This is a genomic window from Sulfuriferula sp. (assembly GCF_054605375.1).
On sequence record NZ_JBTSEG010000001.1, the window covers coordinates 1 to 20,513 of the forward strand.

Here is a 20,513-nt window from a genome sequence, read left to right on the forward strand (position 1 = left end):
TTCTGGTAATCAGCGAGTAAAAGATCAATCAGATCGGGCTGTACTACTTTGCGTTTGGTCATGGTTTTCCTTTGGAGGCGGCAGTCTCCTGCCTAATGACCGTTTACACAAAATTATTTACACCCTCGCCCTCCCTCATCAAACCGTACGTGCGGTTTTCCCGCATACGGCTTTCCGATGTTCTTCATGCCAAGGCATGCGCCGTTTTCCAGCCAGCCGTTGTCGGAACCTTGTATAGCCCGTAACGCGTATAAAGCTGTTGACTCGGGAAACGGCTAATGCCGACTCCACGATCCTTGACCTTGTGGCGCTTCATCAGGTGTGTTCGCAAGCGTTCTTCTGCATGTATCCTCACCTTGTCCAATACGCCGCTGGAATTGCGATAGTGGAAGTAGTTCGCCCACCCGCGAAGGCTGGCGTTCATACTCCCGACAATATCTTCCAGTGGTATCGGTGTGCGCTCTCGTGCGGTCAGTTGCGTTATACGGTCTTTGATTTTCGCAAGAGATTTTGAAGCCGGGCAAATATGCTGATAATTCTTGCCCGACTTCCAACTCTTGCTCACCCTGATTGCAAATCCCAAGAAGTTGAAACTTTCTTGTCGGGCATCAACGATGTGGGTCTTGCTCTCGTTCAGCGTGAGGTCAAGCCGTTCCAGTACATGCCGTACCGTTGCCAGAGGCGCATCTGTTTTGCCCCTGCACATCACCACAAAGTCGTCCGCATAGCGAACGATGCGCGCCTTTAATTTCCTGCGCAGTTGATGCCTGTCCCATATCCGGTCAAGCAGGTGCAGGTAGCAGTTCGCCAGCAGCGGTGAGATGACTCCGCCTTGCGGCGTGCCTGTGCTGTTGGCCTTTCCGCCGCCCACATTCTTCTTGGTGCCGTCCTTGTCCTCGCCGATGACCGGCGCTTTGAGCCATTGTTTGATTACGTGCAAAATCGCACTATCAACGATGCGCTCGGCTACGACAGCCAGCAGTTTGGCGTGAGGGATGCTGTCGAAGTATTTCGACAGGTCGGCATCTATGACTTGGGTGTAACCTTGATGAAGCGCGTTCGCTATTTCGTCGACCGCATCATGGGCGGATTTCTTTGGCCGGAATCCGTAGGAATTCGGGCAGAAATCCGCTTCAAATATCGGTTCGATGACCAGCTTGACCGCCATCTGGGCTACCCGGTCGCGGATCGTCGGTATCCCCAACGGACGCAAGCTGCCGTCCGCCTTGGGTATCATGACGCGCCGCACCGGACTTGGGTGATAAGTCTTGTCTTTCAGGTCTTGAGCGAGTTCCGACAAAAACTTGTCTATCCCAATCTTCTGCTCTATGTCCTCGAAGTTCATCCCATCGACACCGGGACTTCCTTTGTTGGCGCGAACCAGGCGGTAGGCAAACATGAGGATGTCTGCCCGCCACGCCTTGTCATATAGCGCATAGAAGCGATAGGCCGGTTCCTGCTTGGCCTTGGTGTAGAGCTTCCTCTGTAGTGTCCTGATTGCATCAGGGGTTGTTAGCGACACGGCAATCCCCTTCTCCTTCACTCTTCGGTTGCATGAACAAAGCAGGGTTCCTTCCCTCGTCCGGGGTTATGTTGTCCCTCGAGCTCAAACGGTACTATGAACCCCTCCGACTCCCGATACGGCCTGTTGCGCTTTCGTTTCCTTATACGCCGCAGTCGATGGTCTCCCCACCACCGCACCGGGTCTCCAGCACTGGGCAATAAATCTTCGAGAACATGCCGACCCTGCTACCCCGGGAGTCGATGGATGCCACTTCCGTTGTTTCAGCATCCATCCAGCGACCTTCCCCTTCTGACCACAGGGTCGGCTTCTCCAATTCGTTTACGAGGCTACTCATAGGTTCACTTGCGTTACGGCCTGCTCTCTTGCTGTTTGGAAACTCACGACCCTGAATTACTCCAGCGCCGCTTCCTCATGCTACCGGGGCGCACGGACAACTCCCCGGACGGGACTTCAACCCGCTAGATTTACTGCTGTTACTGCGAACGGTCGTACTCGATATACCGCAGTCAATGGTGTCAGGTCTCGCCTTTTGCCTCGCAAGCCGCGCATAAAGGATCACATCTTGTCTTATGATTTTAATCCGGCAACAGCAAGACAAAAGCGGTCAAATCTTGCCCGAAAGGATTCGAGTTCAAAAGCTTTTGGTTTTGCGAGTTGGGCGACAAGCCGCCCATCCCTGCGAACCCCATTTCCCCGTGCCCCCGTGGCTCGAATGCCTTTCATGTTTTATTGTCTGCCTTCCGTCTCCGCCTCGGTATGGAACCAGGCCAGTTTCTCGTGCAGTTTCACCACATTGCCCACGATGATGAGCGTGGGCGCCTTGAACTCGGCCTCGGTGGCGAGCGCCGGCAGCGTTTCCAGGGTGCCCACCAATACCCGCTGACGCACCGTGGTGCCCTGCTGCACGATGGCGACGGGCGTGGCCGCGGGCAAGCCGTGCGAAATGAGTTCCCTGCACAGGATGGGCAGGCCCAGCAGTCCCATGTAAATCACCACGGTCTGATTGGGCCGAGCCAGCGCATCCCAGTCCAGGTTGATGCTGTTGTCCTTGAGATGGCCGGTGACGAACACGCAGGACTGGGCGTAATCCCGATGGGTAAGCGGGATGCCCGCGTAGCACGCGACGCCTGACGCCGCGGTGATGCCGGGCACCACCTGGAACGGGATGCCGTTTTCCGCCAGCGTTTCGATTTCTTCTCCGCCACGGCCGAAAATAAACGGGTCGCCGCCCTTGAGGCGCAGCACCCGTTTGCCTTGCCGGGCATAACGCACCAGCAACTGGTTGATGCCTTCCTGACGCATGGTATGGTTGGCGCGCTCCTTGCCCACGTAAACGCGCTCCGCGTCGCGCCGGCACATGTCGAGCACCGCGTCGGCGACGAGATGGTCATAGATCACCACGTCGGCCTGCTGCATCAGCCGCAGCGCACGGAAGGTCAGCAGGTCCGGGTTGCCGGGACCGCCGCCCACCAGGTAAACCTCGCCCTGCGGCAAGTCATCGGTTTCCTCGTCCAGTTGCTGCTTGAGCGCTGCTTCAGCTGCCGCTTCATTACCGGCGTAAACCAGTTCGGCAATCGGCCCCTGGAGAACTTTTTCCCAGAACATGCGGCGTTTGGGGGGCAGGGAAAATTTCTTTTTCACCTCGTCGCGGAAGCTGGCGGCAAGCAGCGCCAGCCGGCCGTAGCTGGAGGGGATCAGGGTTTCCAGCCGCGCGCGCAGCAGCCGTGCCAGCACCGGCGCGGCGCCACCGCTGGACACCGCCACCAGCAGCGGCGAACGGTCGATGATGGCAGGCAGCACGAAGCTGCACAGCTCGGGCCTGTCCACCACGTTCACCGGCAGATGACGGTCGTGCGCAGCCCGGGATACCGTGCAGTCCAGGTCGTCGTCCCCGCTGGCACAAATCACCACCACAACGTCGTCGAGCAACGCGGGCTCGAACCTGATCTTGCGATGGAAAAGCCGCGCCTGGTTCTTGAGTTCGGTAAAGGCGGGCACGAGTTCCGGTGCCACGACAGTCACCTGCGCACCACACTGAAGCAGCAGCGCCGTCTTGCGTGCGGCGGTTTCGCCACCGCCCACCACAAGGCAACGCTGGCCGCGAATATCCATAAATACAGGAAGAAAATTCATGATTCGATCCGGGCCGGGTTATTCAGCCCCGGCCAGAATGCCAGGGCGGAAAATGATTTTGTCGGACCTGGAAAAAGCCGAGGTGCAGGAGTCAATGGTGGTTTCCAGCTCTTCGCACCAGGACGGGTGGCTATAACTCATATCCTTGAAGAACCACAGCCCCAGCTTGGATTGCAGCGCGGCGGACAGCATGTGGATCTGCTCGCCGGCCTCCGGGCCCACGATGCAGCCACCCAGCAACTGGCCGGTTTCCGCATCGTGCACCACCTCGGTGAAACCTTCGAAGTCATGGCAGGCGCGCGCCTTGCCGGAGCCACCCAGGCTGGAACGCGCCACTTCCTCTTCGAAACCGGCATCCTCGGCCTGGTCTTCGGACAGTCCGACACTGGCCATCTCCAGCGCCGAGTGGATTACGAACGGCACCTTGAAATAATTGGCATGCAATTCGTTGCCTCGGATGGCATTGGTTGCCGCCACCTTGCCATCGTACAGGGCGGCGTTGGCGGTCATCGGGCTGGACATGGGGCTGTGTTTGACATCGCCTACCGCGTAGATGCCCGCCACACTGGTTTCCAGGTATTCGGAAGTGACGATGAAACCTTCGGCGTTAACGGCCACGCCAATCTCTTCCAGGCCCAGGCCCTGGATTTGGGGCTGCCGGCCCACGGCTACCAGCACATAGTCATAGCGGGCACGTTCACAGTTGCTGAACTCGACATCTATGCCGTTTTCTTCAACCTTGGTGGAAATAACGTTGAGATTGTTGCACACCTCGATGCCCAGGCGGCTCAGTTTTCTTTCCAGAGCGCTGCAGGCCCGATCAGGCATGCTCGATCGATACAGCAGGCGATCGCCCTGCTCCACGATGCGCACTTTGGCGCCGAACTGATGCAGCAGAAAGCCGAATTCCACGCCTATGGCCCCGCCACCCACGCACAGCACCGAGCGCGGCAGATAATCCAGCTTGAACAGAAAATCCCTGGAATTCGCCACGACACGGCCATCGGTAGGACAGGCTGGCAGTTCTCTGGGCGTGGAGCCCGTGGCAATGATAATGCGCGGTGCCTGCAGTTCAAGCGTAGCCACAGTGGTATCCGCCAGCGGCTCCGTCAGGCTGATGCGCACCCGCTGACGGTCGACGAAGCGGGCTTCGCCACGAAAAATACGCACGCCCAGACGCTTGAGCCAGATCGGGAAATTGTCACGAATACCCTTGATGACCGCATCCTTCTGCACCATCGCGGCCTTGAAATCACCGCTGACATGGCCCACCAGTCCGCGTCCCTCCAGTTCGTTCACGCTGGCGATGAGGCTGGCCATATGCAGCAGGGTTTTTTTCGGGATGCACCCCTGGTTGAGACAGGTACCCCCGGGCAGATCGCGTTCAATCAAGGCAACCTTTGCACCCAGATGTGCGGCATTGATGGCAGCCTTATAACCGCCCGGCCCGCTGCCGATGACGATAAGATCGAATTGCATCGCTTGAGTATCCATGGATCAGGCGCAGCCGCCGCCGCTGCTGCCACAGCCCCCACCCCCACCACCGCAACTGCCACCGCCGCAGGCGGAATGTGGCGCGTGGGGGTTGCGGAATACAAATCCTGACTGGCCGGGAGAAACTTCCGCGAAATCCAGGGTTGCGCCATTTAACAGCGCCTGGTGACTGTCATGAATCAGCAAATCCACGCCTTCAACGCTCACCAATGCGTCATCGGCGCTGCGCTCGTCGAAACCCATCGCGTACTCGATGGATCCATCCGCGGTGAAGCGGGCAGCCAACCGCAACGCCATGCCTTGCACGTCGCCCTGGGCGGCGGAAGCCTGAATTTGTTGGGCGGCAATGGGGGTCACGGTAATCATGCGAGGGCTCCTGTTCCAGGACTGGTTAAAGTTGATTCGGCAAATCAAGCCACGGCCTGCTTTGCAGCCATTGTGGAGGACGCATGCCGGGCTACCAGGGCAAGAAAGCGTTGCACCCAGTTAAAATTCCGGGTGGAGCGCAAATGGGTATAGGACGCGAGCAGGTTGCGGTAAACGATGCCGTCGTGGCGGCCATCGAGTCCGTGACCGCGCACCATTTCATAAGCGAACTGCACATCCGGCGCCAGATTTTCCAGGCTGGAGTAGTGGAATTCGTGCGCGCAGATTTCCTGCGCCGGCGCCGCGCCTGCGGGCCATGGCGACAGCCCGGTTTCGCGCAAGCGTACATAACCGCGCCCCACGGGTTTGTCATGCATCACCACGTCGCCCGGTATCACGCCCACCATCGGGTGAGCGCGCTCTTTCCAGCGAATGCTGCGGGACAAGTACATGAGGCCACCGCATTCCGCGTAAACCGGCAGTCCGTCTTCCACCGCCTGGTGGATATCGCGGCGCAGCGAGGCATTGGCTTCCAACTCCTGCAAGAACAGTTCCGGGAAACCGCCGCCGATGACGAGGCCGTCCAGCGCCGGCAAATGCGCGTCATCCAGGGCATTGATCGGGACGATTTCCGCGCCGCCCGCAGCCAGGGCTTCCAGGTCGTCGGCATAATAAAAACCGAACGCCCGGTCGCGCACCAGACCGATGCGAAAACGCGGCCGCGGCCGGATTGGGGCCGCAGATGCGGCGGCTGCGGCGTGCGGAGAAACGGTCACTTGCAGCAGCCGTTCCAGGTCCACTTGCGCGGCGATGCATTCGGCGATGGCGCGGATTTGCCGGGTGGCGGAGGCAGATTCGTTGCTCGGCATCAGCCCGAGATGGCGCTCGACAATCTGTAGCGCGGGATCGTGCTGCACCGCGCCCAGCACCGGCACATCGGTGTAATGCTCGATCACCGCGCGCAGCTTGCTCTCGTGGCGCGAGCCGCCCAACTGGTTGAGGATCACGCCATGGATGCGGATATTGCGGTCGAAAGCCTGGTAGCCCAGGATGAGCGGCGCCACGCCCCGCGTCATGCCGCGCGCATCAATCACCAGGATGACCGGGAGGTCCAGCAACTGCGCCAGCGCCGCATTGCTGTTGCCGCCGTCCAGATCCAGGCCGTCGTAGAGTCCCTTGTTGCCTTCCACCAGGCAGACATCCGCGCTGGCACTGTGTTGCTGGTACAGGTTGCTGATCTCCTCCCGACCCATCAGGTAAAAATCCAGGTTGTAGCAGGGGCGGCCGGCAGCCAGCGTCAGCCACATGGGGTCAATATAGTCCGGCCCCTTTTTGTACGGCTGTACGAGCAAGCCGCGAGCACGCAAGGCCGCGCACAAGCCGATGCTCAGCGTGGTTTTTCCCGACGATTTGTGTGCAGCGGAGATGAGGAAGCGCGACATGTCTGTTCCGCTCAGGCCGCCTTGAGCCAGGTGGAGGGACGCCGCTTCCACAGTTCCGCAGCCATGGCCTGCGCTGCTTCCTGGGTGTCCGCCATGCCCATGGTTTTGAGCGCTATCGCAGTGGTGCCGGTAATGGCAGCGAGCCCGTATTCATCTTCGATATCGCCGTTCCACAGCGCGGGCAGACGCCGGGTGTCCATGCTCTCGTCTTTCATGTGGCGATTACGGAACAGCGCAGGCCATTCTTCCTCCGACAACACACCGTTGTGCACGCTTTTGACCAGGCAGGGCGAGTCGGGATTGCGCTCGATCTCGCCGCCCTCTCCTTTGAGCACAGCCAGGTGCGATTGCTGGAGCAACTGCGCGGCCAACTGGTGCATATCGCGGTAAGCCGGATGAAAAATACCCTGTATCGCCACCGGTGCCCGCAGCGGGTTCAGCATGCGCGCCATGGTGTTGACGGGCGAGCGCAGGCCCAGCATCGGCCGCAGTTCCATGATCTGGTATAGCGCCGGGCTCAATGCCTCGAGCGGCATGAAAGCGAAGTGACGAGTGCGGATCTGGGCCGCTGCTTCCGGCAAGGAGTTGCTCGGGCTGATGCCCAGCAGCGCCAGCGTCTCCGGGGTGTACACACGGTTGTCCTTGCGCCCGCCGGCGGCGTGCATGAACACGTTGACGCCATGGCTTGCGAGCAGCAGCGCGGACAGCAAAAACCACGGCAATTGGCGCCGCTTGCCGGCATAGGACGACCAGTCCAGTTGCACCGCCGGCGCGTTATCAGGGAGCGGCATGGTTTCGCGCGCGGCGAGCACGAAACCGGCCAGTTCCTCGGGGGATTCTTCCTTCACCCGCAGGAGCATGAGAAAGGCGCCCAGTTGCACGGGCTCGGCTTCCCCGGCCAGGATCATGCGCATGGCCTGACAGGCCTCGTCCCGGGTGAGCGAGCGCGAACCGCTTCTGCCCTTTCCCAGGATACGGATGTAGGGAGCAAACGGATGTTCTTCACTCATGTGGATATCCTTTAAAACAGGCCCCTGGTTGCCAGGCAATATCAGCCAGACTTGTGGTGAGGGTTCACCACCAAGTCATCCAGGCTTTCCGGTAGAAAACGCAAAATCTTGATTGCGAACACGACCATCGCACCGGCCACCGCCACGCCGCCCAGCCCCAGCAGCGTTTCCGGCAAACTGGGTACATAGGGATGAATCACGCCATCGAAAAAGCTGCTGGACTCGACCATGCCGGGGAACATTTGCAGCGGAAAAGCCTGGCCGCCGATAATGGTGACATACATCTGCGCCAGCCCTCCCAGCACCACCAGCAGGCAGGCGCTGGCAATGGCGCTGCGCGACTGGCGGGTGGCGGGTGCGTACAACAGAATCAACGGCACCACGCCGCCCAGCAATATCTGACCGATCCAGAACAGCAGGGTATAGATGCCGCCGTCGAGCAGAATGAAGCGCTCGAACTCGTGCTGCCTGGTGAAATAAAAATTGGTCAGGTGATAGACCGCGACGAAATACAGCACAGCGGCGATGAACACGCCCAGCAGGTTTTTCAGGCGTCTGATGACCACATCTCCGAGCGGACGTTTGCTCCAGCTGTAGGCGGCCATCAGCACCAGCAGGTAGACGGCCAGCCCGTAGCAGAACGACATGATGATGAACATCGGTGCCAGCAAGGCGGTGTCATAGGCCTGGCGCGCCACCAGGAAACCGAAAAGGGAGCCGGTACCGGTAGTGAGCGACAGGCGCCAGAAGAAGGCGGCAAAACCCACCGGTTTGTTGAAAGCCGCCACCTTGCGATCCATCATGGTCCAGATGTAAATCGCGCTGAGGGTGAAGAAGCCGGTATAAAGGAACACGTTCCAGGCAAACACCGACTTGAAGTTGTAATGGGTCATGGCGACGATGAGGCGATCGGCGCGGCCCAGGTCCAGCATCAGCACCATCAGGCCGCCTGCCAGCAGGGCGATGGCGAGCAGCGCCGACAGCGGCGCCAGCGGCTTGTAGAACTGCTTGCCGAATACCGTGGCGATGGATGCCACGTTGAGCACACCGGAGGCAGCCACGATCAGGAACACCGCAAATACGTGCGGTATCCCCCACACCACCTGGTTGGTCATACCTGTGATGATATGGCCATGATGCTCCATCTGATAGGCGGCAAACAGACCAAGCAGCGCCAGCAGGCCCAGTCCGCCCAGCAGGCCGTAATAGGTACTGCTCTTTCCTTCCAGTTCGCGAAATACGATTTGCATGGTTCAAATACCTTCGTAGCGTACGCCGGTGTGCAGGTTGAGGCTCGCCAGAACTTCCTGACTGCGGTAGCTGGCAAGACGCCTGGAAATTTCGCTGTCAGGATCTTTCAGATTGCCGAAATAAATGGCCTGGTGGCCTTCGGCATTGCAGGCATCCTGGCAGGCCGTAGTCTGCTTGCCCGCGTCGATACGCTGCACACAGAAAGTGCATGACTCCACGCAGCCGATACCGCGCGGCACTTCCGCCAACTGATCGGTGACCGGCTGATGAATGAAGGAGCGCGCCTTGTAGGGGCAGGCCATCATGCAATAGCGGCAGCCGATGCAGAGGTGGCGATCCACCAGCACAATGCCGTCGGCACGCTTGAACGAAGCGCCGGTGGGGCACACGTCCACGCAGGGCGGCTCCTCGCAATGCTGGCACATCATGGGCAAGGAAAAGCTGTAGCCGGTGCGCGGGTTGCTCACCTGCACTTTGCGTATCCACTGCGGGCTGGTAGGCGAGGTATCGCCGGACAGACCGTTTTCCTGATCGCACCCGCGCACGCAGGCATCGCAACCGGTGCCGCATTTTGTGGTATCCACCAGCATGCCCCAGCGTACCTTGCCGGAAGCGGGCGGGCCGTCTTTCACCTCTCCCTGGGCGGTTTGCCAGAACAGCACTCCAGCCGGCAGCGCAGCGGTGGCGGCCACGCCCAGCACGCCCCCCATGAAACGGCGGCGGTAAGTGTAAAAATCGCTCATCGAATCACTCCAGCCACATCCTTGGCGTTGAACCCGGCATCCAGATTCGGCAGACGCCCATGGTAAGCCTGATAGCGCATCATGGTGGCACGGGTCGTTTTATCCAGCGGTCCCTGCGACACTGCCGGATGGAATGCCGGTGGCGACCCGGAAGGCTTGCTGGAATGACACTCGAAGCAAGTGATCTTCACTGCCGCGTAGGCATGGCAGCTTTGACAGAAATCGCCCGGTCCGGTCACGCTGTTGTCCTTGGCACTGGCATGGCAGTTCACGCAGTTAACGATGCTGTACTTGTCGGTTTTTTGGTTATCCCCTTCGTGCACGGCCGTAATGCGGTGATGCCGCAGCAGCTTCATGTGATTTTTGCGCATATACTCGGTGTCTTCCACGCACTTTTCGCCTTTTGCCGTCGTCACATTGGGCTTCGGTACCCGTGACGATTCCTGGGTGCCGCTCCCCGCGTAGGCCAGCGACAGCGCGCAAGCCAGCAGAAAGGCGCCCAATGCAGCCGGTTTAACCCATCCTTTGGCCAGCCTTCTCATATCGAGCCCTACTCGCCCATGCCCATCTGGATGTAGCCGGTCGGGCACACGTCAGCGCAGATATGGCAGCCAATGCACTTGCTGTAGTCAGTGTCCACATAACGGCCAAGTGTCGACTTGTCGCGCTTGACCTTGAATACGGCGGCCTGCGGGCAGTACACCACGCAGTTGTCGCATTCGAAGCACAAACCGCAGCTCATGCAGCGTTTGGCTTCCGCCACAACCTGTGCCTCGTTCAGAGCCGCCAGACGCTCTTCGAAATTACCCAGCGCCTGTTCGGCGTTGAGTGTGATCGTTTCGCGCTTGTGGCGCTCGGCGAACGGAAAATGGCCGAGGAAAAGCTCGGTGGACGGGATTACGTATTTTGCGGAGCGATCCTCGAAGTTGTGCACGGCAAAAGCACTGGTGTCCGAGCCATGCATTTGCTGGTGGTTGTACTCTTCGATTTTCATGCCTTTTTCCACCAGCTTGCGCAGCAGATCGAAGCGGTGCGCGTCCACCTTGGGACGCTTGTCGAGCTCATCATGACCGCCCAGGAAGGCATGGATGCCCTCTGCGGCGATGGAGGCGTGACCGATGGCAGTGGTGAGCAGGTGCGGCTTGATTACGTCGCCGCCGACAAAGATATGTTTCTTGCCGGGGAAGCGATAGTGGCTGTCCGGCTTGATCAGGCCTTTGTTGTTGTTGAACTCTTCCAAGCCGGTGAAATCCACCGCCTGGCCGATGGCGGACACCACCAGGTCGGCGGGCAGATCGCGTTCGGTGCCTTCCTTGATGACGGATTCGCCCTTCACCATGTCGAATTCGGCCACGCGCAGGGCTGTGGCACGGCCATCCGCGCCCAGGATTACCGCTATCGGCATTACGCCGCCGAGGATCTCGATACCTTCGGCCAGCGCCTGCTCGATTTCATGCTTGTTGGCGTGCATCTTGTCGATGCTGGCCCGGGACACCAGCACCACTTCCGCGCCTTCGCGGACGGAAGCCTCGGCGACGTCGTGCGCCACGTTGCCGGCAATGATGTGCTCGGGACGTTCACTCTCGGTATCGTGGGTGATTTTGCCCAGACGGCGGGCTACGGTTGCCACGTCGATCGAGGTGTCGCCACCACCGATCACCACCACGCGCTTGCCCACGTGTTGCAGACGTCCGTCGTTGAAGGCGCGCAGAAAGGCCATGGCGGTCACGCAGTTGGGTGCTTCGGCGCCGGGCACCGGCAGCGGACGGCCGCTCTGGGCCCCCATCGCCATGAAAATGGCATCGTATTCCTGCTCCAGCTGCGCCAACGCAATGTCACTGCCGACACGGGTTTTCATGCGGGTCTGCACGCCCAGATCCAGAATGCGCTGGATCTCGCCGTCGAGCACTTCGCGCGGCGTGCGGAAGCCGGGGATACCGTAGCGCATCATCCCGCCGAGCAGTTCGTGCTCGTCGAAGATGGTGACGGAATGTCCCTTCAGAGCGAGCTGGTAAGCGCAGGCCAGGCCGGCAGGGCCGCCACCGAGCACAGCGATTTTCTTGCCGGTGGGCTCGGCCTTGTTCACATAGGCCATCTTGTTGGTCAGCGCCCAGTCGCCGACGAAGTGTTCGACGGAGTTGATGCCCACGAAGTCTTCGACCTGGTTGCGGTTGCAGCCGGACTCGCACGGCGCCGGGCACACGCGGCCCATCACCGAGGGAAATGGATTGGCTTCGGTAATGCGGCGGAACGCATATTCCTGCCAGGTCACGCCCGCCGGCGGCTTTTCGATGCCGCGCGCAATGTTCAGATAGCCGCGGATGTCCTCCCCGGCCGGGCAACTAGCCTGGCAGGGCGGAGAGGACAGCACGTACTCCGGGCACAGGTGGGAATGGTCGGCATCGAAAATCTTGTCCTGCCATTGCTTCCAGTCCTGATCGTCGTTCTTGTATCGACGAAAGGTCAGTTTTTTGTCCATGTCCTCGGATGTGCTTGACATCGCTGCTCTCCTGAAGTGAATTCCGTAAGCTACTGTTTTGCGCCCAGCCGAATGGCCGTACTTACCAATTGATGGACACCGCCCACCATGCCCATGTCGAAGCCGTAATACGGGAGCACCTTGCTGAACTGTGCCTTGCAGATCGCGCAGATGTTGGCCATGAAGTTGACACCATGGTTATCCACGACATTTTTGAACGCATCCATGCGCGGCTGCGCGCCCTTGACCCGCAGTTCCATCAGGTCGTCGGTCAACAGGCCGCCGCCGCCGCCGCAACAGAAGGTGCCCTCAAGTATGGTTTCCGGAGCCATGTCGTGGAAACGGTTGGCTACCGACTTGATGATTTCCCGCGGGATAACGAACTGTCCGCCCGGCATGTCGCCCATGCGCGAGCCCCGCGCCACGTTGCAGGAATCATGAAAAGTGATGATGCGGTGATCGTTGGCTTCCTTGTCCATCGTGATCGCACCCTGCTGCAGCAGGTCGTAAGTCACTTCGCAGATATGCGCGGGCTGCGGATAGTTGGGATCCAGCTGTTGTTGCAGCATCCTGCCGTATTTGTCGTCAGCGCCCGCGCCGGCGCCGATCAACGTATTCCAGAAGCTGTAGGCGACGCGCCAGGCATGGCCGCACTCGCCCACTACAATGCGTTTGACACCCAGTTCCAGCGCCGCTTCGCGGATGCGCAGCGCCACCTTTTGCATCTGCTCGTAGCTGCCGATAAACATGCCAAAGTTGCCGGCCTCGGAGGCATGGGAGGACAGCGTCCAGCTAATTCCGGCAGCGTGGAACACCTTGGCGTAACCGATCAGGCTTTCCACGTGCGGCTCGGAGAAGAAATCCGCAGAGGGCGTGATCAGCAGCACTTCCGCGCCCTTGACGTCGATTGGCAGCTTTACCGCAACGCCGGTATCGGCCTCGATGTCTTCTTCCAGGCCCGCCAGAGTGTCCAATAAAGCCGGGCCGGGCAGCCCCAGATTGTTGCCGATGCGGTGCACCTTGCCCAGGATCTCGTTGGTGTATTTCTGGCCGATGCCCACGCTGTCCAGAATTTCGCGGCCCGCCATGGTGATTTCGGCGGTATCAATACCGTAGGGGCAATACACCGAGCAACGGCGGCATTCAGAACACTGGTAGTAATAGCGGTACCAGTCATCCAGCACTTCCCTGGTCAGATCCCTGGCCCCTACCAGCTTGGGAAAATATTTTCCGGCAAAGGTGAAATAGCGGCGATAAACCTGGCGCATCAGATCCTGGCGCGCCACCGGCATGTTCTTGGGATCGCTGGTGCCGAGATAATAATGGCACTTGTCGGTGCAGGCCCCGCAGTGCACACAGGCATCCATAAAAACCTGGAGCGAGCGATACTTGCCGAGCAGTTCGCCCATCTTGCCGATGGCTGTGTCATGCCAGTTTTCCACCAGCTCGCCTGGGAAACCAAGCGCTTCCTGTATCTGCGCGTTCGCCGGGAAGGATTTGACCTCCGCTGCCGCGCCTTCGCGCAGCAGCGGAGTTTCCGTGTAGCCCTTCAGTTCAGGAACTTCGAATTTGGGTGCGGCCACCGGGATCCCCTGTTCTTATTTCTCAAGCCGGGCAGCCCAGGCGACCACATGGCGCTTATCCCTGGAGTTGTCGGCCTGATTGCGAGTTGGGCTGAAGAATATGCCGGGTGCATGCAGCAGCTTGCTGATGGGGAAAATAATCATCAGCAGCGCGACCAGAGACAGATGCGCCAGCAAAATTGGGTCGGCCGGCAGGGGTTGCCAGTCGAACACCATGAGGCCGAGCATGAACTCCTTGAGCCCGACGATATTGGTATGCACGACAAAGCTCATGGCCGCGCCGGTCAAACCGATGCCGACCAGCAGCGCGAGCATCAGGTGGTCGGAGGGGGTGGAAATGTAACGCACCCGATCCACCAGAAAGCGCCGCGCCCACAGGCCAAGCAGGCCTGCGATCATGGCGAATGCGGCGTATCTGCCGAAGGGCTGAATCAACACCACCCAGCCCCATACCGGCTCGGTGAAATAACGCAGGTGGCGCAGCAGCACCAGCAGCAAGCCAAAATGGAACATCCAGCCGAAAATCCAGATCCACTTGTTGGATTTGAACAGGCTTTCGAACAACACGACTTCACGTCCCATGCGCATGACAACGCCGGTCGTGGTAATAGGCGCAGGCATGGTGGGAATCTTCAGCGGCGCTGGGGTGCGGCTATAAATATAAATCTTATAAGCCAGTCCGCTGACCAGCAGCGCTGTCGCCAGGTAAAACAGAAGCGCAAAAAAAGTTGTGAGCGATGACATGCTAGCGCTTGCCTTCCGGTCTCAAATAAACTGCAGTGCAACGGCCTCGTGAGGTCGTTGCCGCTTTACGCTGCATCAGCCGCCGTAGATCAGATGCAGCCGGTAGGTTTGGGCAGGCCTGCGATCTTGCATGCCTGCTTGGCCGGACCGTACGGAAACAGCTCGTACAAGTATTTGCTGTTGCCCTTCTCCGCGCCCAATTTCTTGCCGATCGCCTTGGTCAGTACGCGCACCGCTGGAGCAATCTGGTAGTCGTTGTAGTACTCGCGCAGGAAATTGACCACTTCCCAGTGATTTTCGCTCATCTCTACTTTCTCGCTCTCGGCCAGCACCTTGGCGATATCTTCGTCCCATTCGCTCAGGTTGAGCAGGTAGCCCTCTTCATCGGTCTCGTAGGTCTTGCCGTTAACTTCCAAAGCCATGATATCTAACCTCTCTAATTTTAAAATCCATTTACAACCAGGATTGCACGTTGCTGTGCTCAACCACCAAATCGACGAAGCCGCCGTAGTCCACCATTTTCACGCCTTCCAGCACCCGGTCCTGGATGCCGCGAGCTTCCACGTCAGGCCACAGCGCATACACCTGGATGTCGCCCATGGCACCGTGGACGGCATTCCCCGCAACACTGTTTTTTGTTGCCGCATAAACCCCATCTTCGATCAACAGCAGCGCGCCACCACCGCCCTTGCACGCAACGCGCAGGCAACTGGCAAGCGTGGTGTTTTCGAATGGAGATTTGTTCACGATGTGCAGCATTCGTTTTCCCCTTAAAAACCAATAACCACGTCCTGCGTTTTCATCAGGTCGCCCATTGCGGCAGAGGACAGCACTTCCACCGGCACCAGCAGGTCGCCCGCGTTCAAGCCGCGAATTTCCAGCGACTCGCGTTCCACGTACAGCTTCTCGATGTCGTAACCTTCCAGCGCCCGGTAGGTAGGCGAGAAGTTTTTCACAGCGAGGGCTTTGGTATGCTGCCCCTTGACCAACTGGTACACACCGTCATCCAGAAAAGCCATGCTCACGTCCTGATCGAAAGCCGCGCTGATCAGCACCACCTCCAGCCCTTCCAGCGCGTAAATCGTGCCGTAAGGCGCCTTGCGGTTGACGAACATGAATTTCTTTACGATGCCGGAGCCCTCGTCATCCTCGATACCGCCTGTTGTTTCGTTCATCACACTCTCCTCTTGCTCAATCACCGAATACCACCAGCCGATCGGCCTGGATGCCGGCTTCGACCAGTTGACCCAGACCGGAAATGCGAAAACCGGGAGCCAGATTCTCGTCGCAGATGCCGCGACGCAAGGCAGCGGCAACGCACACCACCAGATCGATGCCGTGGTCTTCCGCCAGCTTGGACCAGCGCGCAACGACGTTACGATCGTCCTGCGGCGGCTCGGTCAGCCGGGTGGCATTGTTGACGCCGTCGTGATAGAAGAAAATCCGATGGATTTGATGGCCCTTTTCCAATGTCGCTTTGGCAAACAGGTACGCGGTATCCGCAGCCTGGTGGGTGTAGGGACCTTCGTTGACCATTATTCCGAATTTCATACCTTCAATTCCTTTTTTATGGCGCTGTCGCTGCCGGCCTTGCGCGCCGCAGGAACGGCTCAAAAGCAACTAGAAACGGATGTGTGCGGAGGCATTCAGTGTCGCCCGCGAGCCACGCCAATCGTCAATGTGGTACTTGGTGAACGGCAGACCGGTTTTCTCGAAGAAGCGCGGCCAGCCGATGCGCTCGATCCAGTCCGCCATGCGCTCCCAGGGCTGCGCATCCGCCTTGTACACGGACAGAATGTTCTTGACCACTGCTGCCACTTCCGGCCAGCGCGGCGCGTTGTTGGGCAGGCCGGAAGTCACCAGTTTGTGGAAAGTGGGGCGGGAACGCGCGTTGGAGTTTTTGCCGCCGACCCAGATCGCGATCTTGGAGTGCTCGGGGTCGTTGATCTGCATCGGCGGGCAGGGAGGGTAGCAGGCGCCGCAGCAAATGCATTTCTTCTCGTCCACTTCCAGAGAAGGTTTGCCGTTCACCAGCGCCGGACGAATCGCTGCCACCGGACAGCGCGCCACCACGGTAGGGCGCTCGCACACGTTTGCAACCAGATCATGGTTGATCTTGGGCGGCTTGGTGTGTTGCATGATAATCGCGATATCGGCCTGACCGCCGCAGTTGATCTCACAGCAGGAGGTGGACAGCTTGACCCGGTTGGGCATCTCGCACTTGATGAACTCCTCGTACAGCTCGTCCATCAATGCCTTCGCCGTACCGGAAGCGTCGGTGCCGGGAATGTCGCAATGCAGAAAACCCTGGGTGTGGGCAATCATGGAAACCGAGTTGGCGGTGCCGCCGATCGGAAAACCATGATCATTCAGCGCCTTGATCAGGGGTTCCACTTTGTTCTCGTCGGCAACCATGTATTCGATGTTGCTGCGCGCAGTAAAGCGTACGTGTCCATCGGCGAACTGGTCGGCAATGTCACACAACGTGCGGATGGTGTAGACGTCCATCTGGCGCTGGGTGCCTGCCTTGACCGTCCAGATTTCATCGCCGCTTTCGGCGCGGTGCCGCAGGACACCTGGTTTCGGATGATCATGGTAAGCCCATTTGCCATAGTTTTTGACCATGACCGGGTGCATGTAGGGCATCGGATCCGGAACGCCGCTCTCAATGGGTGAACGCATTTCAGCCATAATTTCTTATCTCCAGATAGAAAACTTGTTCAGCGCTTAATGAAGCGGCATTAACCGGCAACTTTTCTCTTGTGTTCTGCCGCCTTCTCGACTTCTTCGTCCCAGCCGTCCATGCGTACATAGGGATTGCTGCGCGGCTCCAGAACCATGTTTGCATCGATATCAATACCCACGCCTTCCAGGAAGTTGACCAGGCCGATGCGATCGATCATCTCGCCGGTGCGTTCATGCTCCAGCGCGTTCTCGGCAAAGAAGTCGATAATGCTGCGCGACAGACTGGTCAACGCTTCAAAGTCTTCTTCGGATTCCAGCTTCATGAACGGAACCACCATCGTGCCCATGGTGGCGCCAATCTTCAGCACGCTCTTGCCGCCCACCAGGATGCTCACACCTTTATCGGCGCCGGGAAGCAGCGCACCCGGCATGACGTTCAGGCAATGCATGCAGCGCACGCAATTGTGGTTGTCTATTTGCAGGGACTGGGTGTCGGTGACGGCCACGCTGGAAATACCATCGGCCCGGGAAACATCGGCGCTATTTTTCAGGGACAAGGCCTTGGTCGGACAACGGCTGATCACGTCGTTAACCAGTTTTTCCATGCCGTGCCTGGCCATGTAATCCTTGGCCAGCACCTCGTTGACACGGATGCTGTCGCGCCAGGTACCGATTACCGCCATGTCGGAACGCTGAATGGCGTTCACGCAATCATTGCCGCAGCCGGAGAATTTGAATTTGAATTTATACGGCAACGCTGGACGGTGCATGTCATCAATATTGTCATTGATGATGGTCCGCAATGCTTTTGCCTCGTCGAAGTTGGACATTTCACAACGGGCTGCACCCACACAGGACATGGAGGTGCGCAGGGCAGGGCCGGCGCCGCCCATGTCGAAGCCCATTTCGTTCAGCTCGTCGAAAGCGGGCTGGACGTTTGCACTGGAGACGCCCTGGAACATGATGTCGCCGCTTTGGCCATGCAGGGCAATCAACCCGGAACCATGCTTTTCCCACAGATCGCAGAGTTTGCGCAGGATCTCGGTGTTGTAGTGCATGCCGGCCGGCGGCTGGATACGCAGGGTATGGAATTCAGCGGCAGCTGGATAGAGGGGTTTCCCGTGCTCGTCCTTCAACTCGCTAAAGCGGGGGATCACGCCGCCGCCGTAACCGAACACACCCACGGTGCCGCCCTTCCAGTAACCTTTCTTGGTCTGGTAGGAGGTTTCCAGCTGACCCATCAGGTCAACCATCATGTCGTTGTCCTTGGCCAGACGCTTCAGCCCGGTTACAAAGCTGGGCCACGGGCCACTCTCGAGTTGGTCAAGCATCGGCGTGTCGTACATCTTCTTGGTCATAGCCACTCCCTTCATTCCACCAGTAAGTAGTTGCCGGTTTGTCCAAAATCCATGGTTGAACTTATGATCAACCGATCAACATGTTCAGCCAGACTGCACTAGTCGTTAACCTGACCCTTCCTGCCGTGCTCAAAGGCCAGGCAGTCCATGACCGTTGATGCTGCCGCCGGAAACTGATGCCCGGCGCAATGTCACTGAAAGTTCATGTATGTTCCTCCTTCAAAAACGCCAATTCCATAAACTTGATTGGTAGTACACACCTAACCATTCGGGTAGTGCGCCTCCCCCTTCTGGGCTAGTTTCTTGTGCGGGCGACAATGAGAAACTTTGCTCAGGACGAAGCAATGAGGCCGATTACAATCCTGTCAAGCCCGGGTCGCCCAGGTGCCTTTAAGAAATGCGGCTTTCCTGCTCCACGCTCATTGGGGACAAAAATTGGACGCGATTGAAATCAGAACGCTGCATAAATTGCTGGCCTCGCCCTACCGGCAGCAAATCGAGCTTCAGCACGTGCTGCACCAGGCCGATTACGTGACGCTACGGGTAAGGATTCGCGAGCAGACACGTTTTACCATTTTCGATATCGACGAACCCACCGCCAGGGCGTGGGGGCGGGCCATGCTGGAATGGGCGGACACCCTTGCCCAGGCCGGGCAGGTCAAAGCAGGAGAAGGAAAATAGGCTGGCTCTACGACGATCACGCGGAGATGTCGGAAATCGGCATCGCCGCGATGTCCGATGCGCATCTGGAATTGCGCGGCCCGCGCATGCCGGCGGATCACGGCTATCTGCTGTTCCAGGAACTGCTGCGCTGGTTGCCCTGGATCGAGGATGAGCCCTTGCTGGGCATTCATCCGGTGCATGGCGCCGACAGCGGCGCCGGCGAACTGATGCTGAACCGGCGTACCAAACTGGTGGTGCGCTGCCCGGCCGGCCGTCTGGATGAATTAACAAAACTTAACGGGCGCACCATCCACCTGGAGCAACAGGAACTGGTTATTGGCGCCTGCAAGATCAAGCCGCTGAGCAGGTACACGCCCTTGTATGCCCATTGCGTGGTCACCGGCAGCGCAGATGAAAAAGAATTCACGCTCGACATCATGCGCATGCTGAACCAGATGGGCATTGACAGCCGTTTCATTTGCGGCAGACGCCAGCAGGTTTTTGACGGCCGCGATACCGTTTCCGGCTATAGCCTGCTGCTGCACAACCTGCCATTGGAGCATGCCATCCATATGCAGCAGCAGGGCCTGGGAGCGCACCGCAAGCTCGGATGCGGCATCTTTATCCCGCATAAATCCATTGCCGCCGTCGGCGCAATAGGCTCGGTTTAATCGCCAATCCGTTAACGACAGGAGGAAAAAATGAGCTACACATACAACGGCCAGGAACTGGAAGTCGATGATGAAAAATTCCTGCTGGAGCCAGTTTATGACGATGAAATCGTGCCCGTCATCGCCGGCGCGGAAAATATCGGCCTGACCGACGAACACTGGTTCGTGGTGCGTTACCTGCGCGAGAAATTCCGTGAGGACGGCCATACGCCGAATTTCCGCAACATGGTCAAGGATCTCGAGGAAAACCATCCCGGTCCGGATTGGAAAAAGCATCTGTACACCCTGTTTCCCAACCAGCCTGCCCGCCAGGCGGCGCGGGTAGCCGGCCTGACCAAGCCGTTCGGGAAAGGCGGCTACTGATAG

The 20,513-nt window shown here is 58.9% G+C and carries 21 protein-coding genes; 3 read left to right on the plus strand and 18 right to left on the minus strand.

The features are described 5' to 3' along the window. Nucleotides 1–184: 184 nt before the first annotated feature. From ltrA to dsrA, 18 genes are all read right to left on the minus strand, one after another. Nucleotides 185–1,543, minus strand: coding sequence for a group II intron reverse transcriptase/maturase (gene ltrA, locus ACYCZJ_RS00005; protein WP_461552168.1), 1,359 nt, complete (start codon nt 1,541–1,543; stop codon nt 185–187). Nucleotides 1,544–2,251: 708 nt separating this feature from the next. Further along, nucleotides 2,252–3,658 carry a siroheme synthase CysG gene (gene cysG / locus ACYCZJ_RS00010; RefSeq protein WP_461552169.1) on the minus strand — a complete coding sequence of 469 codons (1,407 nt, stop codon included), beginning with the start codon at nt 3,656–3,658 and terminating at the stop codon, nt 2,252–2,254. A gap of 18 nt (nt 3,659–3,676) precedes the next feature. Next, nucleotides 3,677–5,137: a dihydrolipoyl dehydrogenase family protein gene (locus ACYCZJ_RS00015; protein ID WP_461552170.1), complete on the minus strand. Its 1,461-nt coding sequence runs from the start codon at nt 5,135–5,137 to the stop codon at nt 3,677–3,679. Between the two features lie 18 nt (nt 5,138–5,155). After that, nucleotides 5,156–5,518, minus strand: a complete 363-nt coding sequence (locus ACYCZJ_RS00020) for a HesB/IscA family protein (protein WP_461552171.1) — start codon at nt 5,516–5,518, stop codon at nt 5,156–5,158. A 44-nt stretch (nt 5,519–5,562) separates the two neighbouring features. After that, complete coding sequence (locus tag ACYCZJ_RS00025) at nt 5,563–6,960, minus strand: cobyrinate a,c-diamide synthase (RefSeq protein WP_461552172.1); 1,398 nt, start codon at nt 6,958–6,960, stop codon at nt 5,563–5,565. An 11-nt stretch (nt 6,961–6,971) separates the two neighbouring features. Further along, nucleotides 6,972–7,970, minus strand: coding sequence for a glycosyl transferase family protein (locus tag ACYCZJ_RS00030; RefSeq protein WP_461552173.1), 999 nt, complete (start codon nt 7,968–7,970; stop codon nt 6,972–6,974). Nucleotides 7,971–8,011: 41 nt separating this feature from the next. After that, nucleotides 8,012–9,220, minus strand: coding sequence for an NrfD/PsrC family molybdoenzyme membrane anchor subunit (nrfD, locus tag ACYCZJ_RS00035; RefSeq protein WP_461552174.1), 1,209 nt, complete (start codon nt 9,218–9,220; stop codon nt 8,012–8,014). Nucleotides 9,221–9,223: 3 nt separating this feature from the next. After that, nucleotides 9,224–9,964 carry a sulfate reduction electron transfer complex DsrMKJOP subunit DsrO gene (gene dsrO / locus ACYCZJ_RS00040; protein ID WP_461552175.1) on the minus strand — a complete coding sequence of 247 codons (741 nt, stop codon included), beginning with the start codon at nt 9,962–9,964 and terminating at the stop codon, nt 9,224–9,226. After that, entirely contained in the window at nt 9,961–10,506 is a 546-nt protein-coding gene (locus tag ACYCZJ_RS00045) for a hypothetical protein (RefSeq protein ID WP_461552176.1), read from the minus strand. The genes dsrO and ACYCZJ_RS00045 overlap by 4 nt, the downstream gene beginning before the upstream one ends. Nucleotides 10,507–10,514: 8 nt before the next feature. Next, nucleotides 10,515–12,464 (minus strand): NAD(P)-binding protein, encoded by a 1,950-nt coding sequence (locus ACYCZJ_RS00050; RefSeq protein WP_461552177.1) that lies wholly within the window; start codon nt 12,462–12,464, stop codon nt 10,515–10,517. Nucleotides 12,465–12,493: 29 nt separating this feature from the next. Next, the gene (gene dsrK / locus ACYCZJ_RS00055) at nt 12,494–14,026 is read right to left on the minus strand and encodes a sulfate reduction electron transfer complex DsrMKJOP subunit DsrK (RefSeq protein ID WP_461552178.1); all 1,533 of its coding nucleotides are present in this window, start codon (nt 14,024–14,026) and stop codon (nt 12,494–12,496) included. A 15-nt stretch (nt 14,027–14,041) separates the two neighbouring features. Then, nucleotides 14,042–14,770: a respiratory nitrate reductase subunit gamma gene (locus tag ACYCZJ_RS00060; protein WP_461552179.1), complete on the minus strand. Its 729-nt coding sequence runs from the start codon at nt 14,768–14,770 to the stop codon at nt 14,042–14,044. 89 nt (nt 14,771–14,859) lie between these two features. Then, the gene (locus ACYCZJ_RS00065) at nt 14,860–15,192 is read right to left on the minus strand and encodes a TusE/DsrC/DsvC family sulfur relay protein (protein WP_461552180.1); all 333 of its coding nucleotides are present in this window, start codon (nt 15,190–15,192) and stop codon (nt 14,860–14,862) included. A gap of 31 nt (nt 15,193–15,223) precedes the next feature. After that, entirely contained in the window at nt 15,224–15,529 is a 306-nt protein-coding gene (tusB, locus tag ACYCZJ_RS00070; protein WP_413437209.1) for a sulfurtransferase complex subunit TusB, read from the minus strand. An 11-nt stretch (nt 15,530–15,540) separates the two neighbouring features. After that, a complete protein-coding gene (gene tusC / locus ACYCZJ_RS00075) occupies nt 15,541–15,945 on the minus strand; it encodes a sulfurtransferase complex subunit TusC (RefSeq protein ID WP_461552181.1) in 405 nt (134 codons plus the stop codon). 16 nt (nt 15,946–15,961) lie between these two features. Further along, a complete protein-coding gene (gene tusD / locus ACYCZJ_RS00080) occupies nt 15,962–16,321 on the minus strand; it encodes a sulfurtransferase complex subunit TusD (RefSeq protein ID WP_461552182.1) in 360 nt (119 codons plus the stop codon). Nucleotides 16,322–16,390: 69 nt separating this feature from the next. Next, entirely contained in the window at nt 16,391–17,461 is a 1,071-nt protein-coding gene (gene dsrB / locus ACYCZJ_RS00085) for a dissimilatory-type sulfite reductase subunit beta (protein WP_461552183.1), read from the minus strand. Nucleotides 17,462–17,511: 50 nt separating this feature from the next. After that, a complete protein-coding gene (gene dsrA / locus ACYCZJ_RS00090) occupies nt 17,512–18,813 on the minus strand; it encodes a dissimilatory-type sulfite reductase subunit alpha (RefSeq protein ID WP_461552184.1) in 1,302 nt (433 codons plus the stop codon). 435 nt (nt 18,814–19,248) lie between these two features. Between dsrA and ACYCZJ_RS00095 the strand changes: the two genes are divergently transcribed. From ACYCZJ_RS00095 to ACYCZJ_RS00105, 3 genes are read left to right on the plus strand one after another with little or no spacing between them, the layout of a single operon-like run. Then, on the plus strand, nt 19,249–19,494 hold the full coding sequence (locus ACYCZJ_RS00095; RefSeq protein WP_461552185.1) for a DUF6967 family protein: 246 nt from the start codon (nt 19,249–19,251) through the stop codon (nt 19,492–19,494). Nucleotides 19,495–19,520: 26 nt separating this feature from the next. After that, nucleotides 19,521–20,147, plus strand: coding sequence for a type I-MYXAN CRISPR-associated protein Cas6/Cmx6 (gene cas6 / locus ACYCZJ_RS00100; protein ID WP_461552186.1), 627 nt, complete (start codon nt 19,521–19,523; stop codon nt 20,145–20,147). Nucleotides 20,148–20,177: 30 nt separating this feature from the next. After that, complete coding sequence (locus ACYCZJ_RS00105) at nt 20,178–20,510, plus strand: TusE/DsrC/DsvC family sulfur relay protein (RefSeq protein ID WP_461552187.1); 333 nt, start codon at nt 20,178–20,180, stop codon at nt 20,508–20,510. Nucleotides 20,511–20,513: the final 3 nt, after the last annotated feature.